Source organism: Pseudomonas sp. DF5 (assembly GCF_058148225.1).
Map to the genome: position 1 here is coordinate 239,344 of NZ_JBYVYM010000004.1, position 15,219 is coordinate 254,562.

Sequence of the window (15,219 nt, forward strand, 5' to 3'; positions counted from 1 at the left end):
CTGGCCGCGCGGATGCAACGGTTGCGACCAACCTCATACTTAAAAAAACAAAGGGAGTCCTTCATGGGCAAGCATGATCTGAACAGACGTCAATTCATCAAAACCGTGGGTGTGGCCTCAGTTGCAGCGGCAGCCATGAGCATGCCGTTCATCCGGGCCAATGCCAGCGATACGCGCTTTCAGGGCAAGACCCTGCGCCTGCTGACCTGGTCCGATGACACTGGCCTGGCAGCACTGCGCAATATTGCGGCGACCTTCGAAGACAAGTACGGCTGCAAGGTCATCGCTGACCGTACCGGCAGTACCTCGGAAATGGTCGCCAAACTCAAGGCCGGCGGTGATCGTCCACAGTACGACATCATCACCCTGGCCGGCGTCGGCGCCGAAGGCCTGGCCGCCGCCAACCTGCTGGAAAAACCCGACCTCAACCGCATCCCCAACCTGGTGGACGTGCCGGAGAAATATCGCACCGGCGCCAATGGCCACGGTATCGGTTACCTGCTGTGGTGCAACAGCCTGGTCTACAGCACCCGTACCCAGAAAGAAGCCCCGGACAGCTATGCCGCGATGTGGGACGCCGACCTGGCGCCGAACATTTTCCTGCCGCCGCCGAACTGGACCGAGGCTATGGACCTGATCATCATCGCCGCCAAACTGGCCGGTGGTGACGAACACAACATCGAGCCAGGCTTCAAGAAACTCGCCGAGCTCAAGAGCCGCGTGGTGACCCTGGGTGAAAACCCGAACCAGATCGCCGAGCTGTTCCGCACAGGCTCCCTGGACATGGGCGGCTTGTACGCGCCGGCGTTTTTCCCGAAACAGATCCGCGACCCGGCCTACGGTCTGGGCGCCACGTTCGGCATGAAGGAAGGTTTCTACACCGACCTGATGCTCTCGGTGATGCCGAAAAACCGTCCGGGCGATACCGACCTGGCCTACGCCTTCATCAACCACTCTCTGGACCCGCTGGTGCAGGGCAAGATGGCCGAAGACATCTACAACGGCCCGGTCAACGCCAAGGCGATTATCTCCGCCGAAGCGCGCAAGAGCCCGTACATCCTTACGCCGGAGCAGATTGCCGAGAAGGCGATCATGCACGACAACGCCTTCCTGGCCACCGTGCATGACCAATGGATTCGTCGCTACACGGAAATCTTTTCTTCCTGATCGAGTGGCGAACGCAGGTTTTCAGAACACTGCAAAACACTGTGGGAGCGGGCTTGCCCGCGATGACGGCCTCCCTGTCGATAATGATGTGACTGACAGATTGCTATCGCGGGCAAGCCCGCTCCCACAGGGTTAACGGTGGTTTTGAAGGTTGTGCTCGCTCAGCTGCTTTCCATTGACGAGACCCTTGCTATGGAACACCAACCTCTGACCCATCCGGTAAGCGTCGCACCCACGCGCGCTAATCGGGGTGTCTCACCGACAGTGCGTGCGTGGTTTTTTCTCTCGCCGTCGATGCTGTTTCTCGGCGTGCTGATTGCCGCGAGCCTCCTGGTGCTGCGCATGAGCGTCGGCACCAAAGGCGCGGAGTGGTCCGGCTTCAGCCTGGCCAGTTACGCGCAATTGCTGGAACCGTACTACCTCAAATCCTTGCTGCTGACTCTGCGCCTGGCGCTGATCAGTGCGGTGATCGCGGTGCTGCTGGCGATCCCGGTGGCCTACACCATGTCGCGGCTGACCTCACCGTTCGTGCGGCGGATTTTCCTGGCGGCGGTGTTGCTGCCATTGCTGGTCAACCTGTTGCTGCAAAGCTATGGCTGGCTGGTGATTCTCGGCCCGGGCGGGATGCTCAATCAGGCGCTGATGGGCCTGGGCCTGATCAAGCGGCCGATCATGCTGCTGTACAACCAGAACGGCGTATTGATGGGCCTGGTGCAAACCGCGTTCCCGCTGGCTGTGCTGCCGATTGCCAGCGCCATGCGCGGTGTCGCCCGCACTTACGAAGAAGCCGCTGCCACCTTGGGCGCCAGTCGCCTGCAGGTGTTTCGCCAAGTGGTGTTGCCGATGAGTTTTCCGGGGATCATCACCGGCGCGACGCTGGTGTTTGCCTACAACGCCAGCAGCTTCGTGGTGCCTTTGTTGCTCGGCGGTCGGCGTGTGCCGATGCTGGCGGTGATGGTCCATGACCAGATCGCCCCGCTGATGAACTGGCCCGCCGCGTCCGCTGCCGGCGTGGTGCTGATCGTTACCACCCTGGCAATCATGACCTTGTCCGAATACATCACTGGCCGTCGTCGGCGCATGCTGGAGGCTTCCCAATGAGCACCTTGATCAAGAAGCGTCAGTCGCTGTTGCCGGGCGATACCGGCAAGTTCGCCGGTATCCTCTCGGGCTTCATTTTGCTGTTGGCGGTGCTGCCGATCCTGACCATGATCGTCATGTCGTTCAGCGGCGCCTCGAACCTCGACTTTCCGCCCAGCAGCTACAGCCTGCAATGGTACAAGGCCGCCTGGCACACCTTCGTCTCGCCGGACGCCAGTGATGTGCTGAGCCTGGGCAAAGCCATGAGCACCAGTTTGCTGGTGGCCTGCCTGACCATGATCTTCGCCACGATCATCGCGGTGCCGGCGGCTTACGCGCTGACCCGTTGCGAGTTCCGTGGCAAGGCCGTGGCGCTGCAATTGATGTCGCTGCCACTGGTGTTCCCGATGGTGGTGTTGGGCCTGGCCTTGTTGTTGGTGTTCGACAGCCTGCCGTTCCAGATCACCACCTCGCGGCTGGTGATCGCCCATGTGATTCTGGCGCTGCCGTTCGTGGTGAAAAACTGCACGGCAGCGATGCTCTCCATCGGCAGCGAGGTCGAAGAGGCCGCGCAAATGCTCGGCGCTTCACCGCTGCGGGCGATTGTCGATGTGGTGGTGCCGTTGATGAAGTCGGGGATTCTGGCGGGCATGCTGCTGGCGTTCATCGTCTCGTTCAACGAATTCACCGTGACCTATTTCCTCTACACCATCGACGTCATGACCGTGCCGATCTGGATGTACAGCCGCACCGTGTCATCGCTCGACCCTACCGTTTTCTCGTTTGCCGTGCTGATCGTGCTGATCGACTTCGTGCTCATTTGGGCGCTGGAAAAGTTGGTTGGCGAAGGCGGCGTTTCGTTCTGATTCTTGAGGTGCAACATGACTGGTCTGATTCTGGAAAACGTCGAGAAACATTACGGCTCGGCCTGCGCGGTAAAGGATGTAAACCTGCATTTGCCCGAGGGCAAATTGGTGTGTTTCCTCGGCCCGTCGGGCTGCGGTAAAACCACTTTGCTGCGGATGATCGCCGGGCTCGAAACCCTGACCGGCGGCGAGATTCGCCTGGACGGTGAAGACATCGGCCACACGCCGGCGCATCAGCGCAATTTCGGCATGGTGTTTCAATCCCTGGCGCTGTTCCCGCACATGACGGTGGGGGAGAACATTGCCTATCCGCTGAAACTGCGTGGGGTCAGCAAGGCTGATCAACAGGCGCGGGTGGTGGAGTTGCTTGAGCTGATTCAACTGCAGGAAATGATTGATCGCCCGGTGGCAAAACTCTCCGGCGGCCAGCGTCAGCGGGTGGCGATTGCCCGGGCGATTGCCAGCCACCCGAAAATCCTCCTGCTCGACGAACCGCTGTCGGCGCTGGACGCCAAGTTACGCGAGTCGATGCAGGTGGAAATCCGTCAGCTGCAACAGCGTTTGAACATCACCACCATCATGGTTACCCACGACCAGCGCGAAGCCATGACCATGGCCGACATCGTGGTGGTGCTCGGTGAGCATCGGGTGCAGCAGGTGGGCACGCCGATTGAGATTTATCGGCACCCGGCCAATGAATTCGTCGCGGACTTTATCGGCTCGGGCAATATTTTTCCGGCCACGGCGTTGGGCAACGGCAAGGTCAGCTTGCCCGGCGGTGATGCGCTGCAAGTGCCGATCTGCAGCAGCATTGCGGTGGGGGAGAAGGTCAAGATGCTGATCCGCCCCGAAGACCTGCAACTGTCGCAACCCCTGGCCACGGCGGGGAATCGCTTGCTGGGCAAGGTGACGTTTGTGCGGGATATCGGCGCGACCATCGAAACCACTGTCGAGTGTTCCGGAGTGTCGTTTACTGCGTTGAGTACGCCGTGTCAGGGGGTTGGGTTGGGTATTGGCCATCCGGTGTCGGTGACCTTGCCGGCTGAGGCTTGCCGAGTACTAAGCGCCTGAACAAACACCCCCATCCTCGTAGGAGCGAGGCTTGCCCGCGAAGGCTATTTCATACTCAGCATTGATGCTGGCTGATACGACGCCTTCGCGGGCAAGCCTCGCTCCTACAGGGTGTGAATCTGATTACACGGACAACCGCAACCGCGCCAAATCCCGCAACGGCGGTGCCCCGAACAATCGGCTGTACTCGCGGCTGAACTGCGAAGGGCTTTCATACCCCACCCGATAACCCGCCGCCGACGCTTCCAGCCCTTCGGCCAGCATCAACCGTCGCGCTTCTTGCAGGCGCAGCTGTTTCTGATACTGCAGCGGGCTCATCGCCGTCATCGCCTTGAAGCGGTGATGCAGCGTCGACACGCTCAGGTTCACTTCTCGCGCCAGATCATCGATGCGCAGCGGCTGTTCATAATTGCCGTTGAGCCATTTGATCGCTTGGCTGATGCGATGGCTCTGGCTGTTGGCGATGGCAATCTCATACAGCCGATGTCCCTGCTGGCTGCGCAACAACCGATACAGGATCTCCCGGCGAATCAGCGGCGCGAGCATGGCGATGTCTTTCGGTGTGTCCAGCAAACGCGCCAGACGCAGTACGGCGTCGAGCATCGCCGCGTCGATCCGCTCGACATACAGGCCGCGCCCCGTGGGTCGTGTGGGCACGCCGATGGGGCCGGCGTCGGCAATCAGTGCGGTGATTTCCGCCGGATCGATGTCCAGCCGCACGGCGAGGATCGGTTCGTCAGGCGAGACATTCACCACCCGCCCACTCAAAGGCATCGAGACCGATACCACCAGGTAATTCAGCGGGTCGTAATTGAAGTATTCATCCGCCAGCCGCACTTCCTTGCGCCCCTGGGCCATGATGCACAGCGCAGGTTGGGCCAGCACCGGGGCAAAATTATGGTTCTGGCTGTGGCGCGACATAAACAGCGAATCGACGGCGGTGGCATAGGAGCCATCCTCCAGCGTGTTGCGACGGATGAGGTCGGCCAGTTCCGCGCGCTGTTTTTCCATGTCGGCGGGAAGCGGAGCCTGAAAGTGATCGAGCGACGACATGCAGGGAATCCTCCGTGAAGTGTTGGTCATGGGCCGAGCTTAAATTTGTGCAAGGGACAGCGGTAGACACATCCTGTCAAAAGCTTGCCTGATTCTGCGCGGGGTGAATACACGAGGCTGCCATAGCAGGGCAATGTGGATGAAACTTGCTTAAAAGTGGTGTGACAGCGGTGTGACAGTACTTTGCGCGCTGTTACAGAGGCTTTTTGCAGTTGCGCAGGATTGTGCAATAAGCCGGCAGAAATCGACTAACGGTGACTGTGATGCGCCGCCTAATCTTGGATCCTGTCGCAGCCCGTCCCACGGCTGCCACTCGACTCCCTGGGAGGGTTGAACATGTCTACGCAGATCCCCGTCAGTCATATGGCCTTCGTTCGCGCCCGCGCCGGGCGTTCGGCAGAACTCGGTGCGCGCCTGAGCGCCCTGATCGAACCGTCGCGCAACGCGCCGGGTTGCCTGAGCTTCGCCCTGCAGCACTCGCAATGTGATCCCGAGCTGTGGCTGGTGTCCGGTTTCTGGGCCAGCCAACAGGCGATGACCGCTTACTTCGGCAGCCCGGCGATGCAGATTTTTGCCGAACTGGTGCAGGAAATGGTGGTCAACAGCCTGGATTTCCATACTTTCAAGGATGTCTCGGCGACCCAGGCCCTCGGCCAGTCCCAGGCAGCGGTACACAAACTGGCCGGTTGAGGGTTTAATGGCGCAACTCTCCATTAGCCAGGATCCGCGACATGGCACGCAAAGCCTTTGAACACTTCGAAGCCGTTTCAGCAGTAGTACCGAGCGAGGGCGGTTACCACGCCGCGATTGCCGTCAAAGCCCTCGGTGGTTCCGGTGCTCCGGTCTTTCACAAAGTGCTGGAAAGCCAGACGTTCAAGACCGCTCATGAAGCCGACGAGGCTGCGGCCAAAGAGCTGACCCACCTCAAAGACGTCAAACAAGACGCTGACCTGCTCTGGTAATCACTTGACCGCTCCCGGGCGGAACATCTTGAACAGTGCCTCTGGCCCCAGCTGAAAATAATCGGCTGGCCCGCCGCCGCGCAGAATCGGTTCTGCCGCGGCGGTGTCGTACACCCCATCCTTCAACAGCCATTTGGCAATGTGCACGGCGACTACTTCGCCGAGAATCAGCCAGCTCGGCACCACTTCCTTGTTGGCACGCTGCAACTGAATGATCTGCGTGACCTTGCACTCGAAGGACACCGGGCTTTCGGCGACCCGTGGCACCTGAATGATTTTCGACGCGGCAGTGGTCAGCCCGGACAGTTCGAACTCGTTGACCTCGGGCCCAACCATCGCGCAACTCTGGTTCATCTGCTCGGCCAGTGGGCGCGTCGCCAGGTTCCAGGCGAACTCGCCGGTCTGCTCGATGTTGTTCAAGCTGTCTTTGCGCCCGACACTGGAGAACCCGATGATCGGCGGAATGTAGTTGAAGGCATTGAAGAAGCTGTAGGGCGCCAGGTTCAGGCGACCGTTGGCGTCCTGGGAGGAAATCCAGCCGATGGGGCGCGGGCCGACGATGGCGTTGAACGGGTCATGGGGAAGGCCGTGGCCGTTGGCGGGTTCGTAGAAATGGATATCGTCGGGCATGGAGTGAATTCCTGAGGGCGTCCGGGAGGTGAGCATGGTGCAAGGGCCAGCGGCAGATTTCAATCAGTGGGAGTGGGGCTTCTGTGGCGATCACCGGGTTTTGCTTCCCCCAAAAATGACTAAGCCCGGCCAAAGCCGGGCTGTGTGGTGCGTTCAGGGATCAGTTGGTGCGAGCTGCATCGGTGCGATCGACGCTGTCGGTAGCGACTGTGGCTGCGTCGGTGCGGCTGTCGCCAGCGACGTTGCTTTGTGCAGTGAAGACGGCGGAACCGGTGCGGTCGTAACCATCGGCGGCGAAGGTGTTGGCGGCCAGCACAGAGAGGGCCAGAACGAGCATCAGTTTGGTTTTCATGGGTAACTCCAGTTTGCACAGCGCAATGAATTGATCAGACGGGGGGCAGGATGCGTACTGGGCATTAACCAGCGATTAATCGGGCTCTCTTGTCTGCGTGACAGAATTTTCATCCTGCACTTACCTATTTTTCACCGCTCCACCGCCAGTCTGCGCACCGGTCAATAACCCGAAGAAACGACCGTCACGAACTGGAGCTTGCCTTGAATGAATAAACTTCCTCAGATCACCCTGGCGTTCTGGGTCATGAAAATCTGCGCGACGACCCTGGGTGAAACCGCGGGGGATTTGTTGTCGATGACCCTCAATGTCGGTTACGCCATCAGCTCGCTGATTCTGATCAGCGTCTTTGTGCTGACGCTGGTCACGCAGTTGATGTCCAAAACCTACAAGCCGGTGCTGTACTGGATCGTGATTCTGTCGACCAGCACCGCCGGCACCACCATGTCCGACTTCATGGACCGCACCCTCGAACTGGGCTACGCCACCGGTTCGATGATCCTGATTGCGATTCTGCTGGGGATTTTCGCGGCCTGGCGCTTGAGCGGCGATTCGCTGAACGTCACCAAGGTCCAGACCTTCCGGGGCGAGATGTTCTATTGGATGGCGATTCTGTTTTCCAACACCTTGGGCACGGCGCTTGGCGATTACCTGGCCGACGACTCGGGCCTGGGTTTTGCCGGCGGCGCACTGTTGATCGGTTCGACCATTGCGCTGGTGGTGCTGTTGAAATACTTCACGAAGATTTCGTCGGTGCTGCTGTTCTGGGTGGCGTTCGTGTTGACGCGGCCATTCGGCGCAACCTTGGGCGACTTCCTGACCAAACCCCATGCAAAGGGTGGCCTGGATTTCGGCACCATCGGCTCGTCGCTGGTGTTGGCGGGGATTCTGGTGGTGATGATTGCAGGGGCATCTTACGTGCAGGGCAAGTACGCGAAGCAGACGGCGGCTGAGTTGACCTGATACCGAGGTGTCCCGTTCGCGGGCAAGCCTCGCTCCTACAGATGATCGCGTACCCCTGTAGGAGCGAGGCTTGCCCGCGAAGAGGCCGGTACAGCCTCCATCAATGTTGCTGTCAGTCGGTCTCGATCCGCGAATGCTTGCGGGTGTCTTTCATGGTCACGTACACCAGCAACGACACCGCGATGCACGCTGTGACATACCAGTAGTAACCGGTTTCCATGCCGATGCTCTTGAACCACAGGGCGATGTATTCAGCGGTGCCGCCGAAGATCGACACGGTCAGTGCGTATGGCAGGCCGACGCCCAGGGCACGGATTTCGGTGGGGAACAATTCAGCTTTGACCACCGCGTTGATCGAGGTGTAGCCGCTGACGATGATCAGCGCCGCCATGATCAGGAAGAACGCACCCCACCAGCTCTGGATGGTGTGCAGGGCGGTCAGGATCGGCACGGTGAACAGTGTCCCGAGAATGCCGAAGGCGATCAGGATCGGTCGACGACCGACTTTATCCGACAGCCCGCCGATGATCGGTTGCAGGCACATGAACAGGAACAGCGTCGCCGCGGAAATCGTGGTGGAGTCGGAAATGCTCATGCCGACGGTGTTCACCAGGTATTTCTGCATGTACGTGGTGTAGGTGTAGAACGCCAGCGTACCGCCCATGGTCAGGCCGACCACGGTCATCAGTTCCTTGGGATGGCGCAGCAAGGTGCGCATCGCGCTTTCCTTGGCCTTCTCTTTCTTGGTGAACGACTCGGTTTCTTCCATGCCACGACGCAGGTACAGCGCGACCACGGCACACAGCGCGCCGATGGCGAATGGAATGCGCCAGCCCCAGGCGTACAGCTCTTCGGTGGTCAGGAAATTTTGCAGCACGATCAGCACACCCAGGGCGATGAGCTGGCCGGAGATCAGCGTCACGTACTGGAAGCTGGAGTAGAAACCACGACGTTCCTTGGTCGCCATCTCGCTGAGGTACGTCGCCGAGGTGCCGTACTCACCCCCCACCGACAAACCTTGCAGCAGGCGGGCGAAAACCAGCAGGATCGGTGCGCCGATACCGATGGTTTCATAGCCTGGGCTCAGGGCGATCAGCAGCGAGCCGAAGCACATCAGGTAGACCGAGGCCATGAGCGCGGCTTTACGGCCGGCCTTGTCAGCGTAGAGGCCCATCAGCCAGCCACCGATCGGGCGCATCAAAAAGCCCACGGCGAAGATTGCGGCGGTGTTGAGCAGTTGGGCGGTGGTGTCGCCTTTGGGGAAGAAGACTTTGGCGAAGTACAGGGAGAAGGCGGCGTAGACGTACCAGTCGTACCACTCGACCATATTGCCGACAGAGCCGCTGAAGATCGATTTGATCCGGCTGGCGGTGCTTCTTTCTTTAGCCGGCACGGCAGCCGACCCAAGGGGCAGGGCGTTGGAGTTATCCATTGAAGGATCCTTCGTTTAATTGTTTTTGTGGAGCGCGTTGAAACGCAGCCTGCAGGGGCTATAGCAGGAGCTGTGCCAAGGGGAGGAGGGCCGGTTTAGAGGGGGTGACGGGTTTTGCTGAGCGGAAATCCGCTTATTGCGTACAAGGTAACAAGCGGATTTCCGCGCACGACCAACCCCTGTAGGAGCGAGGCTTGCCCGCGAAGAGGCCATCAAGACCGCTAAAAAGCTTCGCGGGCAAGCCTCGCTCCTACAGGTCCAGGGCATTCCGGGTGTTCGAGGGCGTTCCTGTCAGATGAACATCTCGCGACTCAACCCATGGCGCTGCATCTTTTCATTGAAGGTACGGCGCGGCAGTTGCAGTTCTTCAAGCACCGCTTTCACATCGCCCTTATGCCGGGTCAGCGCCGCGCGCAAGCAATGCGCTTCGAAAGCTTCCTGCTGCGCCGCCAGTGACTGGCCGGGATCGATCCCCACCGGTTCCGGTTCGCCGAGGCCCAGCACCTGGCGCTCGGCGACGTTCGCCAGCTCGCGCACATTGCCCGGCCAGTCGTGGCTCAGCAGATGGCTCAATTGCGGCCCGCTCAACGGTGGAAAGGTACGGCCAAGACGTTCGGCGGCACTCTGTGCGAAGAACTCGAACAACAGTGGAATGTCTTCACGCCGATCACGCAACGGCGGCAGCCGCAGCTCGGCGACGTTCAAGCGATACGCCAGATCCTCGCGAAAACGCCCAGCCCGGGCTTCATCCAGCAAGTCGGGTTTGGTCGCGGCGATGATTCGCAAATCCACGCGGATGCTCTGATTGGAGCCCAAGCGTTCAAGCTTCTGCTCCTGCAACACCCGCAGCAGTTTCACCTGCTGCGCCAGCGGCATGCTTTCGATTTCATCGAGAAACAGCGTGCCGCCGTCGGCGTATTCGAGCTTGCCGATGCGCTTGCCCTGGGCGCCGGTGAACGCGCCACTCTCATGACCGAACAGTTCGGCCTCGAACAACTGCTCGGGAATCGCTGCGCAGTTCAAGGCGACGAAGGGCTTGTCGGCACGGGGACCGAAGTCGTGCAGGCAGCGGGCAACCAGTTCCTTGCCGCTGCCTGTTTCGCCACGGATCAGCACATTGACCGGCAGCGTCGCCAGATCCAGCACCTGCCGACGCAATGTCTGCAAACCACGGGACACTCCCAGCAGGGTGGCATCGAGTTTGGCGCGATTGTCGGCCTGTTCGTGCAGGGCACGGTTTTCCAGCACCAGCCGGCGCTTGTCCAGCGCCCGACGCAGGCTGCTCAGCAGGGTTTCCGGGCTGAAGGGTTTTTCGAGGAAATCGTAGGCGCCATCGCGCATCGCTTCGACGGCCATCGGCACATCGCCGTGACCGGTCAGCAAGATCACCGGCAAATCGGCGTCGCGGCGCTGCACTTCGGCCAGCAGCTCCAACCCGCTCATGCCTGGCATGCGCACATCGCTGAGAATCACCCCGGGGAAGTGTTTCGGCAGTTGCGCCAGGCATTCATCGGCGCGGCTGAACAGTTGCACCTCGAACCCCGACAGGCTCAGCCACTGTTCGACGGCGCTACGGATGCTGCTTTCGTCATCGACCACCATCACCGAATTGAGCATCAGGCAAATACCTCCAGATCAACGGGCAACGTCAGGGTGAATACCGCGCCTTTTTCGCCATTATCGGCGCTCAGGCGTCCGCCTGCTTCGTGGACGATGGCAAAGGACACGGCCAGCCCCAGGCCCAGGCCGTCACCCACCGGTTTGGTGGTGAAGAACGGATCGAACACCTGGCTCAAATGTTCTTCGGCAATGCCGCCGCCATTGTCGATGACACTCAGGCGCCACAGCTGTTCATCGGCCTCGAGGCGAATCTCCAGACGCTTGCAGGGTTTGCCCTGCATGGCGTCCAGGGCGTTGCGCAGCAGGTTGATCAGCACTTGTTCCAGACGGATCGCATCACCACGCACCCAGGCCGGACGGGTCAGGTGCAGCACCAGGCTGACCTGCTCATCGCGCAGGCGCGCATCGAGCAATTGCAGGGCCTGATCCACCACCGCCGCCAGATCCAGCCGTTCGCGCAAACCGCTGGGGCTTTTGCGTGCGAAGGTTTTCAGGTGGCCGGTGAGGGCGGCCATGCGCGTGAGCATGTCGTCCACCGGTTTGAGCGCCTTGTAGGCGTCGTCGACCCGGCCGTGATCGAGTAGCAACCTCAGCGTAGCAAGCTGCATGCGCTGGGCGGTCAGGGGCTGATTGATTTCATGGGCCAGCGCTGCGGACATCTGCCCCAGCGCCGCGAGTTTGGCCGACTGCACCAGCCCGTCCTGGGCGGTGCGCAAGTCGCGTGTGCGTTCTTCCACCAGTTGCTCGAGTTCTTCACGGCTGCGCTGACGCAATTTCGCCAGGCGCCAACGCTGATTGAGGAACAACAACAGAAACACCAGCGTCAACCACGCGCCGGCAGCGGCGAGCCCGGCGTTGCGGCTGTCTTCCAGGGCTATCTGCGGGCGGCGCAACAGGTGCAGCGTCCAGTCTTCGGCAGCCAGCGGCAGTGATTCCCAGAGGTAATCCGTCATTCCGTCGGGACCGTCGACCCTCGTCAATGCACTGTTGTCATCGAAGCGCCGCACCGGTTGAAACTCAAGCGGAGTCAGCGGTTGCTTGTCGTATTGGCGGGTGGCCTTTAGTTCGGCGCGGTCGCTGTCGCTCAGCGGTTTCAACAGGCGATAGCGCCAGCCCGGCTGGTTGGCAATGAAGATGATTCCGCGCGCATCGCTGACCAGCAATGTGTCGCTGCCCTGACGCCATTCGCGCTCAAGCTCGGGGAATTCGAGTTTCACCACCATCGCGCCGATGAACTCGCCGCTGTCGTCGGTCACCGCGCTGGACAGGAAGTAACCGGGAATGCCACTGGTCACGCCCACCGCATAAAAGCGTCCGGTGCCCTGGGTGCGGGTCTGGCTGAAGTAGGGGCGAAAGCCATAGTTGTGGCCGACGTAGCTGCTGGGCAAACGCCAGTTGCTGGCGGCCACGGCCAGGCCGGTGCGGTCGAGCAATTCGAGGGTCGAGGAATGCGCCGCGCCGTTGATTTTCTCCAGTTTGCGGTTCAGGGCAGCCTGCTGTTCGGCGCTGACCGGACCGTTTAATGCCGAACGCAGTTCCGGATCCAGCGCCAAAACGGCGGGCAGCGCGCGGTAGCGGTCGATCAGGGTGTGTAGGGAATTGGCGTACAGCGCCAGTTGCTGGTTGGCGCGGGCGGCGTCTTCTTCCAGAGCCTGGCGTTCGGCGTGGCGGACGGCAAAACCGGCTGCCAGTGCGGCACCGGCAAGGATCAGCAGTGTGTACAACGACAGGCGCAAGGTACGGGAAGTCGGCAGCATGCTGGGGCAAACGGATGGCAGGACGGGCGGGCACCATACCATGCAGGCGATTGGCTCGGCGCGCTGTTCGCGCCCTCACCGATCGTTCGGGCGACCGACAGGCTTGAGAGCTGCCAAAATTGCGCCATTGATTGATTTCAGGCAAACGATTGCCAATCGCGTGGGTGGATAAACGCTATCAAGTTTATGGGCAGACGTAACCTCTCAGATCTGACAAGGGAGAGCGATTTCTTAAGATTAAATCGGCTGCGCGCCAGGTTTTTCTACCGCAAACGGTTTGGACGCTGGATAAAAAAACGGCCGGGTCATCCATAACGATGAACCGGCCGCTTTGGCAATCTGAAGTGCTTACTGCACTTCTACCGCCAGGCTTTCGCTGATCTTCTGCTGCCAGATCGCAGGGCCGGTGATGTGTACCGACTCACCCTTGCTATCAACCGCAACGGTCACTGGCATGTCTTTCACGTCGAACTCGTAGATCGCTTCCATCCCAAGTTCGGCGAACGCCACCACGCGGGACTTCTTGATCGCTTGCGCCACCAGGTAAGCCGCGCCGCCGACCGCCATCAGGTAAACGGCTTTGTGGTCCTTGATCGCTTCGATCGCGGTCGGGCCGCGCTCGGATTTGCCGATCATGCCCAGCAGGCCGGTTTGCTCGAGGATCTGACGGGTGAACTTGTCCATCCGCGTGGCGGTAGTCGGGCCAGCCGGGCCAACCACTTCTTCGCGCACCGGATCAACCGGGCCGACGTAGTAGATGAAGCGACCTTTCAGGTCCACCGGCAGGGTTTCACCCTTGTTCAGCATCTCGACCATGCGCTTGTGCGCCGCATCGCGACCGGTGAGCATTTTGCCGTTGAGCAGGACGGTTTCGCCCGGCTTCCAGCTCTGCACTTCTTCTGGCGTCAGGGTGTCGAGGTTGACGCGACGGGCCGACGGGCCGGCTTCCCAGACGATTTCCGGGTAGGCGTCCAACGGTGGCGCTTCCAGCGAGGCCGGGCCGGAACCGTCGAGCACGAAGTGCGCGTGACGGGTGGCGGCGCAGTTGGGGATCATGCACACCGGCAGGGAGGCGGCGTGGGTCGGGTAATCCATGATCTTCACGTCGAGCACGGTGGTCAGGCCACCCAGGCCCTGGGCGCCGATGCCCAGTTGGTTGACCTTCTCGAACAGCTCCAGGCGCATCTCTTCGATACGGTTCTGCGGGCCGCGTGCTTTGAGCTCGTGAATGTCGATGGATTCCATCAACACTTCCTTGGCCATCACGGCGGCTTTCTCGGCGGTGCCGCCGATGCCGATGCCGAGCATGCCCGGTGGGCACCAGCCGGCGCCCATGGTCGGAACGGTTTTCAGCACCCAGTCGACGATCGAGTCGGACGGGTTGAGCATGGCCATTTTCGACTTGTTCTCGGAGCCGCCGCCCTTGGCTGCCACGTCCACTTCCACGGTGTTACCCGGAACGATGGAGTAGTGGATAACAGCCGGGGTGTTGTCCTTGGTGTTTTTGCGAGCACCCGCCGGGTCGGCGAGGATCGAGGCACGCAGGACGTTTTCCGGCAGGTTGTAAGCCCGGCGCACGCCTTCGTTGATCATGTCGTCCAGGCCCATGGTGGCGCCATCCCAACGTACGTCCATGCCTACGCGTACGAACACGGTCACGATGCCGGTGTCCTGGCAGATCGGGCGGTGGCCGGTGGCGCACATGCGCGAGTTGATCAGGATTTGCGCGATGGAATCGCGGGCTGCCGGCGATTCTTCACGCAGGTAGGCCTCGTGCATCGCCTGGATGAAATCCACGGGGTGGTAGTAGGAAATGAATTGCAGGGCGTCGGCAACGCTCTGAATCAGGTCGTCTTGCTTGATCACGGTCATCGAGTCGCGCTCCTCTAAAAGACGGGAACATTCAATAAGGTGCCTGCGGCTTGGGTGCATCGGTCGGTCGCAGACACCTTTCAAGGCACGCCGGGCATGCTGGCGCGACGCTAAAAAGGCGCGGCAGTATACCGCGCATCAAAGGCGGGTACATCCGTTGACAGCCAAACGTTGGTCGCATACCGCCCACACATGGATAGAAGGGCTTTTGTGACGAAGGAGCTCGCTGTGGTGAAGGGGGCTTGCCTGTGGCGAGGGGGCTTGCCTGTGGCGAGGGGGCTTGCCCCCGTTGGAGCGCGAAGCGCTCCCCTTGCTTCCCCTCCCACACACCGCATTGGCAGATTTTACAACTGCTTCGCAGCCGAGCGGGGGCGGTGCAGCGTTCCGACAAGCC

14 protein-coding genes are annotated in these 15,219 nt (G+C 60.8%); 7 read left to right on the top strand and 7 right to left on the bottom strand.

Going from position 1 to position 15,219, the window contains the following annotated elements; genetic code table 11:
* Nucleotides 1-63 precede the first annotated feature (63 nt).
* The 4 genes from AC30D7_RS05905 to AC30D7_RS05920 all read left to right on the top strand — a co-directional run bounded on the left by AC30D7_RS05905 (nucleotide 64) and on the right by AC30D7_RS05920 (nucleotide 4,184).
* Nucleotides 64-1,167 carry an extracellular solute-binding protein gene (locus tag AC30D7_RS05905; protein WP_105345173.1) on the top strand — a complete coding sequence of 368 codons (1,104 nt, stop codon included), beginning with the start codon at nucleotides 64-66 and terminating at the stop codon, nucleotides 1,165-1,167.
* A 192-nt stretch (nucleotides 1,168-1,359) separates the two neighbouring features.
* Nucleotides 1,360-2,268, top strand: coding sequence for an ABC transporter permease (locus tag AC30D7_RS05910; protein WP_019581522.1), 909 nt, complete (start codon nucleotides 1,360-1,362; stop codon nucleotides 2,266-2,268).
* On the top strand, nucleotides 2,265-3,113 hold the full coding sequence (locus AC30D7_RS05915; protein ID WP_019581521.1) for an ABC transporter permease: 849 nt from the start codon (nucleotides 2,265-2,267) through the stop codon (nucleotides 3,111-3,113). The genes AC30D7_RS05910 and AC30D7_RS05915 overlap by 4 nt, the downstream gene beginning before the upstream one ends.
* A 15-nt stretch (nucleotides 3,114-3,128) precedes the next feature.
* Nucleotides 3,129-4,184 carry an ABC transporter ATP-binding protein gene (locus tag AC30D7_RS05920; RefSeq protein WP_490133421.1) on the top strand — a complete coding sequence of 352 codons (1,056 nt, stop codon included), beginning with the start codon at nucleotides 3,129-3,131 and terminating at the stop codon, nucleotides 4,182-4,184.
* A 123-nt stretch (nucleotides 4,185-4,307) separates the two neighbouring features.
* Here AC30D7_RS05920 and AC30D7_RS05925 read toward each other — a convergent pair whose 3' ends face one another.
* Nucleotides 4,308-5,237, bottom strand: coding sequence for an AraC family transcriptional regulator (locus AC30D7_RS05925; RefSeq protein ID WP_490133422.1), 930 nt, complete (start codon nucleotides 5,235-5,237; stop codon nucleotides 4,308-4,310).
* A 336-nt stretch (nucleotides 5,238-5,573) separates the two neighbouring features.
* Here AC30D7_RS05925 and AC30D7_RS05930 point away from each other — a divergent pair, with 336 nt between their 5' ends.
* Nucleotides 5,574-5,927: a putative quinol monooxygenase gene (locus tag AC30D7_RS05930; protein WP_026286455.1), complete on the top strand. Its 354-nt coding sequence runs from the start codon at nucleotides 5,574-5,576 to the stop codon at nucleotides 5,925-5,927.
* A gap of 41 nt (nucleotides 5,928-5,968) precedes the next feature.
* A complete protein-coding gene (locus AC30D7_RS05935) occupies nucleotides 5,969-6,199 on the top strand; it encodes a hypothetical protein (RefSeq protein WP_490133423.1) in 231 nt (76 codons plus the stop codon).
* Here the strand turns inward: AC30D7_RS05935 and AC30D7_RS05940 are convergent, their stop codons facing one another.
* Together AC30D7_RS05940 and AC30D7_RS05945 are read right to left on the bottom strand one after the other, a co-directional pair.
* On the bottom strand, nucleotides 6,200-6,829 hold the full coding sequence (locus AC30D7_RS05940) for a flavin reductase family protein (protein ID WP_018926552.1): 630 nt from the start codon (nucleotides 6,827-6,829) through the stop codon (nucleotides 6,200-6,202).
* Between the two features lie 160 nt (nucleotides 6,830-6,989).
* Nucleotides 6,990-7,181, bottom strand: coding sequence for a hypothetical protein (locus tag AC30D7_RS05945; RefSeq protein WP_096480976.1), 192 nt, complete (start codon nucleotides 7,179-7,181; stop codon nucleotides 6,990-6,992).
* A 207-nt stretch (nucleotides 7,182-7,388) separates the two neighbouring features.
* Between AC30D7_RS05945 and AC30D7_RS05950 the strand changes: the two genes are divergently transcribed.
* Nucleotides 7,389-8,144 carry a COG4705 family protein gene (locus tag AC30D7_RS05950; protein ID WP_019581516.1) on the top strand — a complete coding sequence of 252 codons (756 nt, stop codon included), beginning with the start codon at nucleotides 7,389-7,391 and terminating at the stop codon, nucleotides 8,142-8,144.
* A gap of 112 nt (nucleotides 8,145-8,256) precedes the next feature.
* On the opposite strand, the gene AC30D7_RS05955 is transcribed toward AC30D7_RS05950, so the two are convergent.
* From AC30D7_RS05955 to AC30D7_RS05970, 4 genes are all read right to left on the bottom strand, one after another.
* The gene (locus AC30D7_RS05955; RefSeq protein ID WP_490133424.1) at nucleotides 8,257-9,576 is read right to left on the bottom strand and encodes an MFS transporter; all 1,320 of its coding nucleotides are present in this window, start codon (nucleotides 9,574-9,576) and stop codon (nucleotides 8,257-8,259) included.
* 291 nt (nucleotides 9,577-9,867) lie between these two features.
* Nucleotides 9,868-11,193, bottom strand: a complete 1,326-nt coding sequence (locus AC30D7_RS05960) for a sigma-54-dependent transcriptional regulator (RefSeq protein ID WP_490133425.1) — start codon at nucleotides 11,191-11,193, stop codon at nucleotides 9,868-9,870.
* Nucleotides 11,193-12,953 (bottom strand): sensor histidine kinase, encoded by a 1,761-nt coding sequence (locus AC30D7_RS05965; protein ID WP_490133426.1) that lies wholly within the window; start codon nucleotides 12,951-12,953, stop codon nucleotides 11,193-11,195. Before AC30D7_RS05965 ends, AC30D7_RS05960 begins: the two co-directional genes overlap by 1 nt.
* A 348-nt stretch (nucleotides 12,954-13,301) precedes the next feature.
* Nucleotides 13,302-14,825 (bottom strand): fumarate hydratase, encoded by a 1,524-nt coding sequence (locus AC30D7_RS05970; RefSeq protein WP_007938826.1) that lies wholly within the window; start codon nucleotides 14,823-14,825, stop codon nucleotides 13,302-13,304.
* Between the last annotated feature and the right edge of the window lie 394 nt (nucleotides 14,826-15,219).